The organism is Pseudomonas fluorescens (assembly GCF_902497785.1).
Lineage (GTDB): Bacteria > Pseudomonadota > Gammaproteobacteria > Pseudomonadales > Pseudomonadaceae > Aquipseudomonas > Aquipseudomonas fluorescens_BO.
The window spans coordinates 87,142-105,017 of record NZ_CABVHK010000002.1 but is presented as its reverse complement, the minus strand read 5'-3'; the positions used below and the strand labels follow the sequence as shown (position 1 = coordinate 105,017).

Genomic DNA, 17,876 nt, shown 5'->3' with positions numbered 1-17,876 from the left:
TTCGAGAAAGGAGTGACACCATGCTGGTGATGCGCCCCGCGCAAATGGCTGATCTGGGCGAGGTACAGCGTCTGGCTGCGGACAGCCCGATTGGTGTCACTTCCCTGCCGGATGATGTTGAGCGCCTGAGTGACAAGATCGCCGCGAGCGAAGCGTCGTTTTCCGCCGAAGTCAGCTTCAACGGTGAAGAGAGCTATTTCTTCGTCCTCGAAGACAGCACCACCGGCAAACTCGTCGGTTGCTCGGCCATCGTTGCCTCGGCCGGTTACTCCGAGCCGTTCTACAGTTTTCGTAATGAAACCTTCGTGCACGCTTCCCGCGAGTTGAAGATACATAACAAGATTCACGTGCTCTCCCAGTGCCACGACCTGACCGGCAACAGTCTGCTGACCAGTTTCTACGTGCAGCGCGAGTTGGTGGGTTCGCCGTGGGCCGAGCTCAACTCCCGCGGTCGCTTGCTGTTCGTGGCCAGCCATCCGGAGCGCTTTGCCGATTCCGTGGTGACCGAGATCGTCGGCTACAGCGATGAAAATGGCGACTCGCCGTTCTGGGATGCCATCGGGCGTAACTTCTTCGACCTCAACTACGCCGAAGCCGAGCGCCTGTGCGGCCTGAAAAGCCGGACCTTCCTCGCCGAGCTGATGCCGCATTACCCGATCTACGTGCCACTGCTGCCGGACTCCGCGCAAGAAGCGATGGGCCAGGTGCACCCACGGGCGCAGATCACCTTCGACATCCTGATGCGCGAAGGCTTCGAGACCGATCACTACATCGATATTTTCGACGGCGGCCCGACCCTGCATGCGCGCGTCTCGGGGATCCGTTCGATTGCCCAGAGCCGCGTGGTACCGGTGAAAATCGGCGAGCCGGTCAAAGGCGTCGGTCGTCAGTACCTGGTGGCCAATGCGCAGTTGCAGGATTACCGCGCGGTGTTGCTCGAACTCGATTACGCGCCGGGCAAACCCGTGACTCTGGATCTGGAAGCGGCCGAAGCTTTGGGCGTCGGTGAAGGTGCGAGCGTGCGCCTGGTGGCGGTTTAACGCCTGCTGGTCAACCTGCAAAGCAGCAAGTATTTCGCGGGTGGCGCAAGCGGCCCGTTTGAGGAGATAGCATGATCGTTCGTCCCGTACGCAGCAGCGATTTACCCGCTCTGATCGACCTGGCCCGCAGCACCGGCACCGGCTTGACCACCTTGCCGGCCAACGAAGAGCGTCTGGCCCACCGGGTCGGCTGGGCCGAAAAAACCTTTCGCGGCGAAGCCGGGCGGGGCGATGCGGACTACCTGTTCGTGCTCGAAGACGATGAGGGTCGCGTGGTGGGTATTTCCGCGATTGCCGGCGCCGTCGGCCTGCGTGAGCCCTGGTACAACTTCCGGGTCGGCCTGACGGTCAGCGCGTCGCAAGAACTGAATATCTACCGCGAAATTCCGACGCTGTTTCTGGCCAACGACCTGACCGGCAATTCCGAGCTGTGCTCGCTGTTCCTGCACGCCGACTACCGCACCGGCCTCAACGGTCGCATGCTGGCGAAGGCGCGGATGCTGTTCATCGCCGAGTTCCCGCAGTTGTTCGGTAACAAGATCATCGCCGAGATGCGCGGTGTGTCTGACGAAGCCGGGCGTTCGCCATTCTGGGAAAGCCTCGGTCGGCATTTCTTCAAGATGGAATTCAGCCAGGCGGATTACCTGACCGGCGTCGGCAACAAAGCGTTCATCGCCGAACTGATGCCGAAGTTTCCGCTGTACACCTGCTTCCTCTCGCCGGATGCGCGCAACGTGATCGGCCAGGTGCATCCGGACACCGAACCGGCGCTGTCGATGCTCAAGAGCGAAGGCTTCAGCTATCAGGGCTACGTCGATATTTTCGACGCCGGCCCGGCGGTCGAGTGCGAAACCGGCAAGATCCGCGCGGTCCGCGACAGCCAGGCGCTGGTGTTGGCCGTAGGTACGCCGGGCGATGACGCCACGCCATTCCTGATTCACAACCGCAAGCGCGAAGACTGCCGGATGACTGCCGCGCCAGCTCGCTTCGCCGCCGGCACGCTGGTCGTCGATCCGCAAACGGCCAAACGTCTTCAACTCAACGCCGGCGATCAAGTGCGCGCCGTTCCGTTGTCCGCAGCACGGGAGTCGAAATAATGAATTCGCTATACATCGCAGGTGAATGGCTGGCCGGTCAGGGCGACGCCTTTCAGTCGCTGAACCCGGTGACCCAGCAAGTGTTGTGGGCCGGTGAAGGCGCGACTGCCGCCCAGGTTGAGTCGGCCGTGCAAGCGGCACGTCAGGCGTTTCCGGAGTGGGCGCGGCGCACCCTGGAAGAACGCATCACGGTGCTCGAGGCATTTGCCGGCGCGCTGAAAAACCACGCTGACGAACTGGCGCGCTGCATCGGCGAAGAAACCGGTAAGCCGCTGTGGGAATCGGCGACTGAAGTCACCAGCATGGTCAACAAGATTGCGATCTCGGTGCAGAGCTACCGCGAACGCACCGGCGAGAAGAGCGGCCCATTGGGCGACGCCACCGCCGTGTTGCGCCACAAACCCCACGGCGTGGTCGCGGTGTTTGGCCCTTACAATTTCCCCGGTCACTTGCCCAACGGCCACATCGTGCCGGCGCTGCTGGCCGGTAACAGCGTGCTGTTCAAACCGAGCGAGCTGACGCCGAAAGTGGCCGAGCTGACAGTCAAGTGCTGGATCGAAGCCGGTCTGCCAGCCGGCGTGTTGAACCTGCTGCAGGGTGCTCGCGAAACCGGAATCGCCTTGGCGGCGAACCCGGGCATCGATGGCTTGTTCTTCACCGGTTCGAGCCGCACCGGCAATCATCTGCATCAGCAGTTTGCCGGTCGTCCGGACAAAATCCTCGCGCTGGAGATGGGCGGGAACAATCCGCTGGTGGTCGATGAAGTGGCTGATCTTGATGCCGCCGTCTACACCATCATTCAGTCGGCGTTCATTTCTGCCGGCCAGCGTTGCACCTGTGCCCGCCGCTTGCTGGTGCCGCAGGGCGCCTGGGGCGACTCGTTGCTGTTACGTCTAGTGGCGGTCAGCTCGACGATTGAAGTCGGTGCGTTCGATCAGCAACCGGCGCCATTCATGGGCTCGGTGATTTCCCTTGGTGCGGCGAAAGCCCTGATGGATGCGCAGGAACATTTGCTGGGCAACGGCGCCGTGGCGCTGCTGGAAATGACTCAGCCGCAGGCTCAAGCCGCGTTGTTGACCCCGGGCATTCTGGACGTAACGGCAGTGGCTGATCGTCCGGATGAAGAGCTGTTCGGCCCTCTGCTGCAAGTGATCCGCTACGCTGATTTTGAATCGGCCATCGCGGAAGCCAACGACACCGACTATGGCCTGGCGGCCGGTTTGCTGTCGGATTCGGAAGCGCGTTATCAGCAGTTCTGGCTGGAAAGCCGCGCCGGTATCGTCAACTGGAACAAGCAGCTGACCGGTGCAGCGAGCAGCGCGCCCTTCGGCGGCGTCGGCGCCTCCGGCAACCACCGCGCCAGTGCCTATTACGCGGCGGATTACTGCGCGTACCCGGTGGCTTCGCTGGAAACGCCGAGCCTGGTGTTGCCTGCAGCCCTGACGCCCGGCGTGAAAATGGCGTGAAGCCCAATCGCTGGCAAGCCAGCTCCCACAAAGTCAGTGTCGAACACACAATCTGTGAACACTGCTGAACCTGTGGGAGCTGGCTTGCCAGCTCCCACAAAGTCAGTGTCGAACACACAATCTGTGAACACTGCTGAACCTGTGGGAGCTGGCTTGCCAGCGATGGCCGCGACGCGGTCAAACTGAATTGTTACCTGATGCCTATAACAACAGATTCTCGTGGAGCCTCGCTGATGAAATCCTATGAAGTCAATTTTGACGGTCTAGTGGGGCCGACCCATAACTACGGCGGCCTGTCCTACGGCAACGTCGCGTCCCAGAGCAACAGCCAGCAGTCTTCGAACCCGAAGGAAGCCGCGCTGCAAGGCCTGGCGAAGATGAAAGCGCTGATGGAAATGGGCTTTCAACAAGGCGTTCTCGCCCCGCAAGAGCGCCCGGACGTCACCGCCCTGCGCCGTTTGGGTTTCAGCGGAACCGACGCGCAAGTGATCGAACGCGCCGCCAAAGACGCGATGCCGTTGCTGGTTGCCAGTTGCTCAGCATCGAGCATGTGGGTGGCCAACGCTGCCACGGTCAGCCCGAGTGCCGACACCGCCGACGGTCGCGTGCATTTCACCGCCGCCAACCTCAACTGCAAATACCACCGCAGCATCGAACACCCGACCACCAGCCGCGTGCTGGGCGCGATGTTCGCTGATCAGAAACACTTCGCCCACCACGCAGCGTTGCCGGCGGTGGCGCAGTTCGGTGACGAAGGCGCGGCCAACCACACGCGTTTCTGCCGTGAATACGGCGAAGCCGGCGTCGAGTTCTTCGTGTTCGGTCGCAGCGCGTTCGACAACCGCTACCCGGCGCCGCAGAAGTACCCGGCGCGCCAGACCCTCGAAGCCTCGCAAGCGGTGGCGCGTCTGCACGGTTTGAGCGATGACGGCGTGGTCTACGCCCAGCAGAACCCTTCGGTGATCGATCAGGGCGTTTTCCACAACGACGTGATCGCGGTGGGTAACGGCGAGGTGCTGTTCTATCACGAGGACGCGTTCCTCGACACCGAGCAGATGCTCGCCGAGCTGCAAGCCAAACTCGCCAAGGTCGGCGGGAAATTCCAGTCGGTGTGCGTGCCGCGTTCCGCCGTCACCGTCGAAGATGCGGTGCGTTCCTACCTGTTCAACAGCCAGTTGCTGTCGCGTCCTGACGGCTCGATGCTGTTGATCGTGCCGGAAGAATGCCGTGGCAACGAACGCGTCTGGCAATACCTGCAAAGCCTGACCGGCTCTGGCGGCCTGATCCGCGAAGTCAAAGTCTTCGACCTCAAGCAGAGCATGCAGAACGGCGGTGGCCCGGCGTGCCTGCGCTTGCGCGTGGCGCTGAATGAAACCGAACTGGCGGCCGTCAACCCAGGCGTTATCATGACCGCACCGTTGTACGGCACGCTGACCGAATGGGTCGACAAGCACTACCGCGACCGCATGGCCGAAACCGATCTTGCGGACCCGCAATTGTTGCTTGAGTGCCGGACGGCACTGGATGAACTGACGCAAATCCTTAAACTGGGCGCGGTTTATCCATTCCAGATCAATTGAACGTCGAGAGCGTAAAACACATGAGCGATACCCTGCGGCTAATCCTTGAAGACACCGACGGCAAGCAACTGGAAACTTCCTGCACCCGCGTCGCGGTCATTTGGCAAGGCAAAGAGCTGTGGATTCAGCATGACGGCCGCGGCCAACTGCTGATCGGCGTGGACGTCGAAGAAGGGGACGCTGAATACGCCAACCTGCTGCTGCGCCCATTGGCGACTAATCTGGTAAGTCTGCAACTGGAAATGGAGCCGGCTGAAGTCGGTGACGAAGACCACGTGCACGGCCCGGATTGCGCCCACGACCACTAAGGAAACCGCTTCTATGCTCGCCCTCGGCAAACTGCTTGAACTGACCCTCGCCGGCCGTGAACCGGCGGAGAAGACTCAACTGACTGTCGAAGGCGTGCGGATGCGCTGGTTGAGCGAAGGTGCGCTGGAAGTGCGGCCACCGCAAGCGCGCGACAATGGCCTGGACCTGCTGCTGTCAGCGGGCATCCATGGCAACGAAACAGCGCCGATCGAGTTGCTCGATCGGCTCTTGCATGACATCGCTCGCGGCGATCTGAAGCCGCGCGCACGCATTCTGTTCCTGTTCGGCAACCCGGAAGCGATTCGCAAGGGCGAGCGCTTCATCGAACAGGACGTCAATCGGCTGTTCAACGGTCGTCACGAACAAACCAGCGGTTCCGAAGCCCTGCGCGCCTGCGAGCTGGAGCGTCTGGCCGCGAGTTTCTTCAGCCCGCCGGACCGCGAACGTCTGCACTACGACCTGCACACTGCGATTCGCGGCTCGAAAATCGAGCAGTTCGCGTTGTATCCGTGGAAAGAAGGTCGCCCGCATTCACGTCTGGAACTGGCTCGCTTGCGCGCCGCCGGTATGGAGGCGGTGCTGCTGCAGAACAAACCGTCGATCGTGTTCAGTTCCTACACCTACGACAAACTGAATGCCGAGTCGTTTACCCTGGAATTGGGCAAGGCCCGGCCGTTCGGGCACAACGACGGGGTCAATGTCGATCTGCTGGAAACCCGCCTGAAACAGATTATCGAAGGCACCGAGCCGGCGCTGACCGAAGCGTCGCTGGACGGTTTGCAGCTGTTCAGCGTGGCGCGGGAAATCATCAAGCACAGCGACAGCTTCCGCCTGAACCTGCCGGCGGACATCGAGAATTTTTCCGAGCTGGAAGTGGGTTATCTGCTGGCCGAAGACATCGCCCAGACCCGCTGGATCATCGAGGAGGAGGGCGCCCGCATCATCTTCCCCAATCCCAAGGTCAAGAACGGCCTGCGCGCCGGCATCCTGATCGTGCCGACCACCGACGAAAACCTCGCCTGAAAACACCGCCCCCTGTAGGAGCTGCCGCAGGCTGCGATCTTTTGATCTCACTTTTGAAGATCAAAAGATCGCAGCCTCGTTTCACTCGACAGCTCCTACAGGCTCCGGTTTTTCTTTAGACCGCTACTGCGCGCTGTTCGCTACGACGCAACGCGCGCATCTTCTGCAGCGTATCCGCACAGGTCTTCGCCGCTTCCTGGCCCTTGTGCACGAAGTGCTCAAAGAAGAACTTCTGGTGCTCTTCGCCAGCGTGGAAGTGGTGCGGGGTCAATACCACCGAGAACACCGGCACTTCAGTTTCCAGCTGAACCTGCATCAGGCCGCTGATCACTGATTGGGCGACGAACTCATGGCGGTAGATCCCGCCATCTACCACCAGGCCAGCGGCGACGATGCCGGCGTAACGACCGGACTTGGCCAGCAGTTTGGCGTGCAGCGGGATCTCAAAGGCGCCGCCGAGTTCGAAGAAATCGATGTCCGATTCCTGATAACCCTGGGCAATCATTTCGGCGACGAAGCCCTTACGGCTCTGGTCGACGATTTCCTTGTGCCAACAGGCCTGGATGAACGCGACGCGCTCGCCCTGATGGTTTTTGCTTTTGCTGTCGATTGCGGTGGGTTGCATGTTCTGACTCCTGTTTATGGTTAAAACAGGGCATATGAATCGAATGGGATTTAAGGGTGCGCACGCTCGCACGAATGCCCGCGGACGGCCCTTTGGCGCCAATCCCGTTCTCTCTTCATCCGGACTATGACCGTCGGCCCCGGGATCACACCGGGTCTGCTGACCTTGTCGCCAGTCACCGCCGAAGCCGTGCTGTCGCCAAGCGCTCGCGGGCTATGCGCATTGCGCGCAATTACCGCCGGTGGGGAGTTGCACCCCGCCCTGAGAACGTTTTGCCGACAGATCGTCTGGCGGCGCAGCGTTTTTAACACAATTTTTTGCGCCGCGCATCGCCAAAGTTGACGCACAACCCTGTGGGAGCGGGCTTGCCCGCGATAGCGGTATGTCAGCCTCCGACCCTATCGACTGACAGTCCGCTATCGCGGGCAAGCCCGCTCCCACAGGGTTTGTATTTTTTTTCCCCATACCAGGGTTGATTATTCGTCCGCATGACCGCAGTAATCCCTCCTGAAAGGGATTTTCCCCTGCTTACCGAGGCCAGATTCATGAGCGTTATCGATCTTCGCAGCGACACCGTCACCCAACCGACCGCCGGGATGCTCGACGCGATGGCCCACGCGGTCACCGGTGACGACGTTTACGGCGAAGATCCGACGGTCAATCGTCTGGAAGCCGAGTTGGCTAAACGCCTGGGTTTTGCCGCAGCGGTGTTTGTACCGACAGGCACCATGAGCAATCTGCTGGGCTTGATGGCGCACTGCGAGCGCGGCGATGAATACATCGTCGGCCAGCAGGCGCACACCTATAAGTACGAAGGTGGAGGCGCGGCGGTGCTCGGTTCGATCCAGCCGCAACCGCTTGAGGTGCAGGCCGACGGCTCGCTGGATCTGGCGCAAGTGGCGGCGGCAATCAAGCCCGACGACTTTCATTTCGCCCGTACCCGTTTGCTGGCGCTGGAAAACACCATGCAGGGCAAGGTGCTGCCCTTGGCGTACCTTGCCCAGGCGCGAAACGTCACCCGTGAGCACGGCTTGCAACTGCACCTCGACGGCGCGCGGCTGTACAACGCGGCGGTCAGGCTGGGCGTGGACGCCCGGGAAATCACCCAGCATTTCGATTCCGTTTCGGTGTGCCTGTCCAAAGGTCTGGGCGCGCCCGTCGGCTCGGTGCTGTGCGGCTCGATCGAGTTGATCGGCAAGGCACGGCGCCTGCGCAAGATGGTCGGCGGTGGCATGCGTCAGGCCGGGATTCTGGCCGCCGCCGGGCTGTATGCGCTGGACAACAACGTCCAGCGTTTGGCCGACGATCACGCCAACGCCCGGTTCCTGGCCGACGGACTTCGTGATGCCGGCTATGACGTCGAGCCGGTCCAGACCAACATGGTTTACGTGCAGATGGGCGACAAGGCCGAAGCGATCAAAACGTTCGCCGCCGGGCGCGGCATCAAGCTCAGCGCCGCTGGCCGTCTTAGAATGGTCACGCACATGGACGTCAGCCGCGCGCAAATCGAGCAAGTCATCGCGACATTCGTCGAGTTTTCGCGCAACTGACAGCGTTAGCCGTCCAATTGACCGTTTCTATCGTATAAACACGCTGTACCCCGCGCGCAGGGCCGATATAATGCGGCCCTTTGCCGTCGCTTCGTCTGTTGACGTTTCGCACAGGCCTTTGGCCGCAGCCTCCGTGGAAGAACCTAATGAAAAGCGCAGAAATCCGTGAAGCCTTCCTTCGCTTCTTCGAAGAGCAAGGCCACACCCGTGTAGCCTCCAGCTCTTTGATTCCGGGCAACGACCCAACCCTGCTGTTCACTAACGCGGGGATGAACCAGTTCAAGGACTGCTTCCTGGGCCAGGAAAAACGTGCGTACACCCGCGCAACAAGCAGCCAGAAGTGCGTGCGTGCCGGTGGCAAGAACAGTGACCTGGAAAACGTCGGTTATACCGCTCGTCACCACACGTTCTTTGAAATGCTCGGCAACTTCAGCTTCGGCGACTATTTCAAGCACGACGCGATCACTTACGCCTGGACCTTCCTGACCGGTGTCCTGGAACTGCCCAAGGAAAAACTCTGGGTAACGGTCTATGCCACGGATGACGAGGCGTATGACATCTGGACCCAGCAAATCGGTGTGCCGGCCGAGCGCATGATCCGCATCGGCGACAACAAAGGCGCGCCTTACGCGTCCGACAACTTCTGGACCATGGGCGATACCGGCCCGTGCGGTCCCTGCACCGAGATTTTCTACGATCACGGCGACCACATCTGGGGCGGCCCGCCGGGCTCGCCGGAAGAAGACGGCGACCGTTACATCGAAATCTGGAACAACGTGTTCATGCAGTTCAACCGCACCGCCGATGGCGTGTTGCATCCGCTGCCAGCGCCGTCGGTCGACACCGGCATGGGCCTGGAGCGGATCAGTGCGGTGATGCAGCACGTTCATTCCAACTATGAAATCGACCTGTTCAAGAACCTGCTGAGCGCGTCGGCCGCGGCCATTGGCTGCAGCAATGACGACCAGTCTTCGCTCAAGGTGGTGTCCGATCACATCCGTTCGTGCGGCTTCCTGATTGCCGATGGCGTAATCCCCTCCAACGAAGGTCGCGGTTACGTGCTGCGCCGGATCATTCGTCGCGCCTGCCGTCACGGCAACAAGCTGGGCGCGACCGGCAGCTTCTTCTACAAGATCGTCGCGGCGCTGGTCGCCGAGATGGGCGAAGCCTTCCCGGAGCTGAAGAAACAGCAGGCCAACATCGAGCGCGTGCTCAAGGCTGAAGAAGAGCAGTTCTCCAAAACCCTGGAGCACGGCCTGAAAATCCTCGAGCAGGATCTGCTGGAACTCAAAGGCACCGTGGTGCCGGGCGACGTGGTGTTCAAACTCTACGACACCTACGGTTTCCCGATGGACCTGACCGCCGACATCGCCCGCGAGCGCAACCTGACTGTCGACGAAGCCGGCTTCGAGCGCGAAATGGAAGCCCAACGCGTCCGTGCCCGTTCGGCCAGTTCGTTCGGTCTGGACTACAACACGCTGGTCAAGGTAGACGTAGCCACCGAGTTCACCGGCTACAAGGCCACCAGTGGTTCGGCCAAGGTTGTGGCTATCTATAAAGACGGCCAGTCGGTCGACGTACTGAGTGAAGGCGAAGAGGGCGTGGTCGTTCTCGATCAGACCCCGTTCTACGCTGAATCCGGCGGCCAGATCGGTGACTGCGGTTATCTGCAATCGAGCAGCGGCCGTTTCGACGTGCGCGACACCACCAAGACCGGCGGCGCATTCCTGCACCACGGTGTGTTGGGGCTGGGCAGCCTGACCGTTGGCTCGCCAGTGGAAACCCACGTTGAAGCCGACGTGCGTCACGCCACCGCGCTGAACCACTCGGCCACTCACTTGCTGCACGCGGCATTGCGCCAGGTGTTGGGCGATCACGTTCAACAGAAAGGTTCGTTGGTCGACAGTCAGCGCCTGCGCTTCGACTTCAGCCACTTCGAGGCCATCAAGCCTGAGCAGCTGAAAGCGCTGGAAGACATTGTCAACGCCGAGATTCGCAAGAACTCCGCCGTTGAAATGGAAGAAACCGACATCGAAACCGCCAAGAACAAAGGCGCCATGGCGCTGTTTGGCGAGAAGTATGGCGACAGCGTACGCGTGCTGAGCATGGGCGGTGATTTCTCCGTCGAGCTGTGCGGCGGTATCCACGCCAACCGTACTGGCGACATCGGCCTGCTGAAAATCATCAGCGAAGGCGGTGTGGCATCGGGTGTGCGTCGTATCGAGGCCGTCACCGGTGCCGCAGCGCTGGCCTACTTGAACGCTGCTGAAGAACAACTCAAGGAAGCGGCCAACCTGGTCAAGGGTAGCCGCGACAACCTGATCGACAAGCTGTCGGCTGTGCTCGAGCGTAATCGTCAGCTGGAGAAGCAACTCGAGCAGTTGCAGGCCAAGGCAGCCAGCGCGGCGGGCGACGATCTGTCGGCTTCGGCGCTGGACGTCAAAGGCGTGAAAGTGCTGGCCGTGCGTCTGGACGGTCAGGACGGCAAGGCGCTGCTGGCGCTGGTCGATCAACTGAAAAACAAACTCGGCCGCGCAGTGATCCTGCTCGGCAGTGTCCATGAGGAAAAGGTCGTTCTGGTTGCAGGCGTAACCAAAGACCTGACTGGCCAACTCAAAGCCGGTGATTTGATGAAGCAAGCCGCTGCGGCAGTGGGCGGGAAGGGCGGTGGTCGTCCGGACATGGCGCAGGGCGGTGGTATTGACGCTGGCGCACTGGACGCGGCCTTGGCCCTGACGGTTCCATTTGTAGAGCAGGGTTTATAAGACCGTGTGTCCGGCTCGCAGTCTAGTGGCGGGCCGGAACGCTGTTTGAGTGATAATTTGGGCGCCCTTCATGGGCATAGGCGGCTTTGAAATGGCTTTGATCGTACAGAAATTTGGAGGCACCTCGGTCGGTACTGTCGAGAGAATCGAGCAGGTCGCCGACAAGGTTAAGAAATTCCGCGATGCCGGCGATGACCTGGTGGTCGTGCTGTCTGCAATGAGCGGCGAAACCAACCGTCTGATCGATCTGGCCAAGCAAATCAGTGGTGACGGCCAACCGGTTCCGCGTGAACTGGATGTGATCGTTTCCACCGGTGAGCAGGTGACGATCGCACTGTTGGCCATGGCACTGATCAAGCGCGGCGTGCCAGCGGTGTCCTACACCGGTAATCAGGTGCGGATTCTGACGGACAGCGCTCACAATAAAGCGCGTATCTTGCAGATTGATGACCAGAAGATTCGCGGTGATCTGAAGGCCGGTCGCGTGGTGGTTGTCGCCGGTTTCCAGGGCGTCGACGAGCACGGCAACATCACGACCCTCGGTCGTGGCGGTTCCGACACCACCGGCGTAGCGCTGGCGGCAGCCTTGAAGGCTGACGAATGCCAGATCTACACCGACGTCGATGGCGTCTACACCACCGACCCGCGTGTCGTGTCCGTGGCTCAGCGCCTGGACAAGATTACCTTCGAAGAGATGCTGGAAATGGCCAGCCTCGGTTCCAAGGTGTTGCAGATCCGTGCGGTCGAGTTCGCCGGCAAGTACAACGTTCCGCTGCGCGTACTGCACAGCTTCAAGGAGGGTCCGGGCACCCTCATTACTATTGATGAAGAGGAAACCATGGAACAGCCGATCATTTCCGGCATCGCTTTCAATCGCGATGAAGCCAAGCTGACCATCCGTGGCGTGCCAGACACCCCGGGCGTGGCATTCAAGATTCTCGGCCCGATCAGTGCCGCGAACATCGAAGTCGACATGATCGTGCAGAACGTTGCGCACGATAACACCACCGACTTCACCTTCACCGTGCACCGCAATGACTTCCAGGCTGCACAAACCGTGCTGGAAAACACCGCTCGCGAGATCGGTGCCCGTGAAGTGGTTGGCGACATCAAGATCGCCAAGGTCTCGATCGTCGGCGTCGGCATGCGTTCCCACGCAGGCGTAGCCAGCCGCATGTTTGAATCCCTGGCGAAGGAAAGCATCAACATCCAGATGATCTCGACCTCGGAAATCAAGGTTTCGGTGGTGATTGAAGAGAAGTACCTGGAACTGGCTGTGCGCGCTCTGCACACGGCTTTCGAACTGGACGCACCGGCCCGCACGGGCGAGTGATGCGTTTGCCGAAGGGCGCGGTCTGACCGCGCCCTTTGTTTTTTTGAATGGCGTGGTCCGAGGCTGTTCTTTTGTCCGCGCTGGTCAATACTCAGGCATGTAGGGCTGCGACCACTGCGGTTGTAGGTCGGGTGCCTTTTTTTTGCAGACTGTTGTCCCTGAAATGAATGCGTGAGGAGAAAGGTATGCTGATTCTGACTCGTCGGTGCGCAGAAAGCCTGATTATCGGTGATGGCGAAATCACCGTGACCGTGCTCGGCGTCAAAGGAAATCAAGTGCGTATCGGTGTCAACGCCCCGAAAGAGGTTGCGGTCCACCGTGAGGAAATTTACCTGCGTATAAAGAAAGAGAAGGACGAAGAACCAAGCCATTAATTTTTATCGTTTTTTATGTTTGCAAACGGGGAAGAAGCTGGTTAATATACGCCCCGTGTTGCGGAGAGCTGGCCGAGTGGCCGAAGGCGCTCCCCTGCTAAGGGAGTACACCTCAAAAGGGTGTCGGGGGTTCGAATCCCCCGTTCTCCGCCATTATTTGCGTAGTACGTTGTAATCTGGCTTCTTCGGTAAGTTGTTGAAATTACTAGAAAAAAGCGCTTTACAAAAAGATTCGACGGCCTATAATGCGCGGCAACAAATGCACTCGTAGCTCAGCTGGATAGAGTACTCGGCTACGAACCGAGCGGTCACAGGTTCGAATCCTGTCGAGTGCACCATTTAAGAGTTGTTTGCAGTAATGTGAATGACTTGGCTTCAACCAGTTGTGATCTGGTATAAAACCACACATGCACTCGTAGCTCAGCTGGATAGAGTACTCGGCTACGAACCGAGCGGTCACAGGTTCGAATCCTGTCGAGTGCACCAAACACCAAAAAGCCCGCGTTTAACGCGGGCTTTTTGCCGTCCGGGATTTGGCTTTTCCTTGGGTGCATCCTTTCTCATCGAACTCGACGTGTGCGCTACGGCCGCGCTTCTGGTCGTACCGATAAGTCGTGGCTGAATTTCGAATGCTGACCTTGTCAGGTTTGCCGAGCGCGCTTTCGACGTCTTGCTGGCTCATGCCGGCGACAATCCGCTGATTGATGATCGCTTCCCGGCGCTCTCGGGCGTTGATCTGATTTCCACAACGGTCTTCGCTTTGGCCGACGACTGTCGGCTCCCTGCGTTTGATATTCATACCTGATGTTTCTCGCCTTTGCGCTTCGGGCATCAGCGCGACCGTGCTGCCCGGTATGAACGTGTGCACATCCTGCAACGACAGGCTATCCCCGGCCTGGCAGCTCAGCGTGGTGAATGTGATGCGACCGTTGGCTGCCTCGCAGCGGTGAACGGTGGTGGCAATCGCCTCGGGTGGCAGGCAGAGCAGGGCGAGCAGCAAAAAACAATGTGCGGTCAGTCGCATCAAACGTCCTCCATGACGGTCTGACTCAAGGGTAGCCGCTACATTGTGTGGCGCTGGTGTGTTTTCTTTTCAGAATGAGTCGTCGCATTTTCATGGATCAGGACGGTGCTCAGGTTTGTCTCGCAAGCGCTTGTTTCAGCCACGATTTTTTAACATTTAAAACCGTCGGGCGGTGTATCATTGCGCCCGTCAGCCCCGCCGGGGCTTGTGGAATATCTCCATGGACTTACCCAGTAGTTACTCAGTAAACCGTTTTTCCAATCATGAATTGACTGATTGATCCTTCCGGCGTGCCCCGCTGCTGGGAGTGGAGTTCGCCTATGTCCGAAGTTGAAGTAAAGAAAACGCAAGAAAGCCTGCAGGACCGCCTCGCTCAAGTTGTTGAGCTGTTGCAGCGTCAGCGGGTGGTCGAAGACCTGACTCATCGCCAGGAAGGTCCGCATCACGACCGGGTCGAGAACCTGGTGCACCGGCAAAATCTCGTCGAGCTGCAACGCAAGCTTGATGATCTGCACTCCGCTGACGTTGCCTATATCCTTGAAGCCTTGCCGCTGGACGATCGTCTGACGCTCTGGCAATTGGTCAAGGCTGATCGCGACGGCGACATCCTGCTCGAAGTATCCGACTCGGTTCGTGAAACCCTGATCGCCGACATGGACGATCACGAGCTCCTGGCCGCGGCCAAGGACATGGACGCCGACGAACTCGCTGACCTGGCCTCCGAGCTGCCGCGAGACGTCGTCCACGAGCTGATGGAAACCCTCGATGGACAACAGCGCGAGCGCGTTCGCTCGGCATTGTCCTATGACGAGGAGCAGGTCGGTGCGCTGATGGACTTCGAGATGGTGACGATCCGTGAGGATGTCAGTCTCGAAGTGGTTTTGCGCTATCTGCGCCGGCTCAAGGAGTTGCCGGGACACACCGACAAACTGTTCGTGGTCGACTACGACGGCGTGCTCAAGGGCGTGTTGCCGATCAAGCGATTGCTGGTCAATGACCCGGACAAGCAAGTAGCGGAGATCATGGCCAGTGATCCGGTGAGCTTTCACCCGGATGAAGATGCCTACGATGCCGCTCAGGCGTTCGAACGTTATGACTTGATCTCGGCGCCCGTGGTCGACAAGAACGGCAAGTTGATCGGCCGTCTGACCATCGATGAAATGGTCGACCTGATTCGTGAAGAGAGCGAAAACGAAGTTCTCAACATGGCGGGTCTGCGTGAAGAGGAAGACATTTTCGCATCGGTCTGGAAGTCCCTGCGTAACCGCTGGGCCTGGCTGGCGGTAAACCTGGTCACTGCGTTTCTCGCGTCTCGCGTGATCGGTCTGTTCGAAGGTTCTATCGAGAAGCTGGTGGCACTGGCGGCATTGATGCCAATCGTTGCGGGCATCGGTGGCAACTCGGGTAACCAGACCATCACCATGATCGTCCGGGCGATGGCGCTGGATCAGGTGAGCACCGGTAATACGTCACGCCTGATGCGCAAGGAATTGGCCGTCGGCTTGATCAATGGGTTGGTGTGGGGCGGCGTGATCGGTATGGTCGCTTATCTGTTGTACGACAGCTGGTCGCTGGGCGTGGTGATGACCGCCGCGATGACGCTCAACCTTTTGCTGGCGGCATTGATGGGGGTTTTGATTCCCATGACCCTGGTGAAGATGGGTCGCGACCCGGCGATGGGCGCCAGTGTGATGATCACAGCCATGACAGACAGCGGGGGATTCTTTATCTTCCTCGGGCTGGCAACAATCTTCCTGCTCTGATCCAGACCCTTAAAACCCGCCAATTCAAACTGAATCGGCGGGTTTTTTGTGCCCGGATTTCAGGCGAAAAAAAGCCAGCGATTAAGCTGGCTTGGGCTTTCGAATGAAAATCAGGAAGCGTCTGCGGCCATCTCGGCATCGTGAGCAATCAGCGAAACCAGAGCATTCTGCTGGCGGTGCGAGAGCTGGCGGAAGCGTTGCAGCAGTTCACGTTCGTGTAGCGACAGCTCCGGGCTGTCCAGGCGCATGCTCAGTTCTTCGCCCAGCGCGCCTTCCTGAATAAGGCTCTGTTCAAGGCGCGCGATGATTTCGGAGTTCATGCTGCGATGATGATTGCGAGCCACCTCGGCAATGCGTTCACGCATTCCGTCTGGCAGACGTACGACGAACTTGTCAGCCGTACGGCTGGAATAAATTGCCTGTTTCAATGGGCGCATATATTTAACCGGTTAGTTCAGGGGAGCGGTTCTCGGGATTGGCCGCAGGATGTCTGATAGGACAAGGACTCCGGCCAAATGTTCAACCTGAATTGATAGAGGCTCGCATCATGCCTCAAAGTAGCCAGTTGATTGGCGTCAATTCTGTGACAAATATTGAACTGGATAAAGGCGTTATGCCAGCACCAATTATCAGAAATGCGGACTGGTTTGAAAAGATCCCCCTGGTCCGAACTGCTGTCCGCGTCCTGTTGCCCAACGGGTGATGTCCGAGGACGCCTGAAGGTGCATGCTATGCGGATTCGATCACGATTCCTTACCTGGTACAGAATAGTGGCAATTGGCCGATTTACTAGTGGCAACCACGTCATGGGGGCTGTTTCAGGATGGATGGCAGGTTGATTTACCTGATGGGACCTTCGGGAGCCGGCAAGGACAGCCTGATCGAAGCAGCACGAGAGCCTTTGCGGGCACTCGATTGCGAAGTGGTGCGTCGGGTCATCACGCGATCCGCTGAATCGGTGGGAGAAGACGCCATCGGCGTTTCCCGCGAAGAGTTCGCGCGCCGCAACGGCGCAGGCGACTTCGCACTGTGCTGGAATGCCAATGGCCTGGATTACGGTATTCCTATCGTCATCGACCAGTGGCTGAAGGAGGGGCGCGACGTTCTGGTTAACGGCTCCCGTGGGCATCTGGCCGAAACCATGAGTCGCTATCCGACGCTGCTTCCGGTCCTGCTGACGGTGAAGGAGGAGGTACTGCGTGAACGCTTGCTTCGGCGGGGCAGGGAAAGTCTCGCCGAGATTGAGGCGAGGTTGCACCGCAATGGATTATTTGCAACTGAGCGATCAGTCGAGGAAACGCCCATCCATCTACTCGACAATTCCGGCGAACTGTCCACGACAGTCCGCGAGCTTTTAAACTTGATCCGGATTAGCGCAACACCGGGTCAAACTTGAACTTGCGACCCGCAATCAGTGCCAGCACGAACAGCGCTGCAAACACTGCGCAAGCTATGAGGGGCAGAGTGACCACAGAATCCTCGACCAGTGACAAATGAAGAATGCCACTTAACAAAGCCAGGACGAAAAAACCTGCGGCTGATTTGGACATACTGTGCTCCTGATGGGTTGGCTCAAAATATCAGACGTTCGGAAGACGGCGCCGGCACCAAGACATTTTCCTGGCTGACCTCTTGGTTGAAGAAGCCGTGGCGATCACCCAATACTGCCAATTGCGGCGCTTTCTGCACTTGAAGGTAATGCGGCATGCGTTGCGCGACCGGCTCAGCGCCGTTCTCGGGGGTAAAATGAAAACCCAGCACAACCGCCAGAGCGACTGCGTTCGAGATTAAAAGTGCACTGTTCATGAGGCCGGCCTCCGTTGTTCTGTGCGAACAGCTTAAGCAGCCGACGTGCCAACAGTTTATCGGCTATTAAATCCTTTAAAAACAACAAATTAGGGTCGGCGGCGAAGGTGTGCGCATTGCA

The 17,876-nt window shown here is 59.2% G+C and carries 17 protein-coding genes, 3 tRNA genes and 1 riboswitch; of the genes, 15 read left to right on the top strand and 5 right to left on the bottom strand.

The window, feature by feature from the left end; genetic code table 11:
- Positions 1-20 precede the first annotated feature (20 nt).
- The 6 genes from aruF to astE all read left to right on the top strand — a co-directional run bounded on the left by aruF (position 21) and on the right by astE (position 6,515).
- Positions 21-1,040 carry an arginine/ornithine succinyltransferase subunit alpha gene (gene aruF / locus F8N62_RS03360; protein WP_150709629.1) on the top strand — a complete coding sequence of 340 codons (1,020 nt, stop codon included), beginning with the start codon at positions 21-23 and terminating at the stop codon, positions 1,038-1,040.
- A 71-nt stretch (positions 1,041-1,111) separates the two neighbouring features.
- Entirely contained in the window at positions 1,112-2,137 is a 1,026-nt protein-coding gene (astA, locus tag F8N62_RS03355) for an arginine N-succinyltransferase (RefSeq protein ID WP_150709628.1), read from the top strand.
- Positions 2,134-3,603: a succinylglutamate-semialdehyde dehydrogenase gene (gene astD / locus F8N62_RS03350; protein WP_191632344.1), complete on the top strand. Its 1,470-nt coding sequence runs from the start codon at positions 2,134-2,136 to the stop codon at positions 3,601-3,603. The genes astA and astD overlap by 4 nt, the downstream gene beginning before the upstream one ends.
- 233 nt (positions 3,604-3,836) lie before the next feature.
- Entirely contained in the window at positions 3,837-5,183 is a 1,347-nt protein-coding gene (gene astB, locus F8N62_RS03345; RefSeq protein WP_150709626.1) for an N-succinylarginine dihydrolase, read from the top strand.
- A gap of 20 nt (positions 5,184-5,203) precedes the next feature.
- Positions 5,204-5,491, top strand: a complete 288-nt coding sequence (locus F8N62_RS03340; RefSeq protein ID WP_150709625.1) for a topoisomerase II — start codon at positions 5,204-5,206, stop codon at positions 5,489-5,491.
- A 13-nt stretch (positions 5,492-5,504) separates the two neighbouring features.
- Positions 5,505-6,515, top strand: a complete 1,011-nt coding sequence (astE, locus tag F8N62_RS03335) for a succinylglutamate desuccinylase (protein ID WP_150709624.1) — start codon at positions 5,505-5,507, stop codon at positions 6,513-6,515.
- Positions 6,516-6,630: 115 nt separating this feature from the next.
- Here the strand turns inward: astE and F8N62_RS03330 are convergent, their stop codons facing one another.
- Positions 6,631-7,140, bottom strand: a complete 510-nt coding sequence (locus F8N62_RS03330) for a 6,7-dimethyl-8-ribityllumazine synthase (protein WP_150709623.1) — start codon at positions 7,138-7,140, stop codon at positions 6,631-6,633.
- 102 nt (positions 7,141-7,242) lie between these two features.
- Positions 7,243-7,413, bottom strand: a riboswitch (FMN riboswitch).
- A gap of 272 nt (positions 7,414-7,685) precedes the next feature.
- Here F8N62_RS03330 and ltaE point away from each other — a divergent pair.
- The 7 genes from ltaE (at position 7,686) to F8N62_RS03295 (ending at position 13,648) form a co-directional block, all read left to right on the top strand.
- Complete coding sequence (gene ltaE / locus F8N62_RS03325; RefSeq protein ID WP_150709622.1) at positions 7,686-8,690, top strand: low-specificity L-threonine aldolase; 1,005 nt, start codon at positions 7,686-7,688, stop codon at positions 8,688-8,690.
- 146 nt (positions 8,691-8,836) lie between these two features.
- Entirely contained in the window at positions 8,837-11,455 is a 2,619-nt protein-coding gene (alaS, locus tag F8N62_RS03320; protein WP_150709621.1) for an alanine--tRNA ligase, read from the top strand.
- 91 nt (positions 11,456-11,546) lie between these two features.
- On the top strand, positions 11,547-12,788 hold the full coding sequence (locus F8N62_RS03315; protein ID WP_008033100.1) for an aspartate kinase: 1,242 nt from the start codon (positions 11,547-11,549) through the stop codon (positions 12,786-12,788).
- A gap of 185 nt (positions 12,789-12,973) precedes the next feature.
- Positions 12,974-13,162 carry a carbon storage regulator CsrA gene (csrA, locus tag F8N62_RS03310; protein WP_002554426.1) on the top strand — a complete coding sequence of 63 codons (189 nt, stop codon included), beginning with the start codon at positions 12,974-12,976 and terminating at the stop codon, positions 13,160-13,162.
- Between the two features lie 62 nt (positions 13,163-13,224).
- Positions 13,225-13,315 (top strand) — tRNA-Ser (locus tag F8N62_RS03305).
- Between the two features lie 108 nt (positions 13,316-13,423).
- Positions 13,424-13,500, top strand: a tRNA-Arg gene (locus tag F8N62_RS03300).
- A 71-nt stretch (positions 13,501-13,571) separates the two neighbouring features.
- Positions 13,572-13,648 (top strand) — tRNA-Arg (locus F8N62_RS03295).
- Between the two features lie 19 nt (positions 13,649-13,667).
- On the opposite strand, the gene F8N62_RS03290 is transcribed toward F8N62_RS03295, so the two are convergent.
- On the bottom strand, positions 13,668-14,186 hold the full coding sequence (locus F8N62_RS03290) for a cell envelope protein SmpA (protein WP_150709620.1): 519 nt from the start codon (positions 14,184-14,186) through the stop codon (positions 13,668-13,670).
- 320 nt (positions 14,187-14,506) lie between these two features.
- On the opposite strand from F8N62_RS03290, the gene mgtE reads away from it, so the two are divergent.
- Positions 14,507-15,949, top strand: a complete 1,443-nt coding sequence (gene mgtE / locus F8N62_RS03285; protein WP_150709619.1) for a magnesium transporter — start codon at positions 14,507-14,509, stop codon at positions 15,947-15,949.
- A gap of 110 nt (positions 15,950-16,059) precedes the next feature.
- Here the strand turns inward: mgtE and F8N62_RS03280 are convergent, their stop codons facing one another.
- Positions 16,060-16,386: an Arc family DNA-binding protein gene (locus F8N62_RS03280; RefSeq protein ID WP_003178899.1), complete on the bottom strand. Its 327-nt coding sequence runs from the start codon at positions 16,384-16,386 to the stop codon at positions 16,060-16,062.
- A 386-nt stretch (positions 16,387-16,772) separates the two neighbouring features.
- On the opposite strand from F8N62_RS03280, the gene phnN reads away from it, so the two are divergent.
- Complete coding sequence (gene phnN / locus F8N62_RS03275) at positions 16,773-17,345, top strand: phosphonate metabolism protein/1,5-bisphosphokinase (PRPP-forming) PhnN (protein ID WP_150709618.1); 573 nt, start codon at positions 16,773-16,775, stop codon at positions 17,343-17,345.
- On the opposite strand, the gene F8N62_RS03270 is transcribed toward phnN, so the two are convergent.
- Both F8N62_RS03270 and F8N62_RS03265 read right to left on the bottom strand, forming a co-directional pair.
- A complete protein-coding gene (locus F8N62_RS03270; RefSeq protein ID WP_150709617.1) occupies positions 17,320-17,499 on the bottom strand; it encodes a PA3371 family protein in 180 nt (59 codons plus the stop codon). The genes phnN and F8N62_RS03270 overlap by 26 nt on opposite strands.
- Positions 17,500-17,521: 22 nt before the next feature.
- Positions 17,522-17,755 (bottom strand): hypothetical protein, encoded by a 234-nt coding sequence (locus F8N62_RS03265; RefSeq protein WP_150709616.1) that lies wholly within the window; start codon positions 17,753-17,755, stop codon positions 17,522-17,524.
- Positions 17,756-17,876 lie beyond the last annotated feature (121 nt).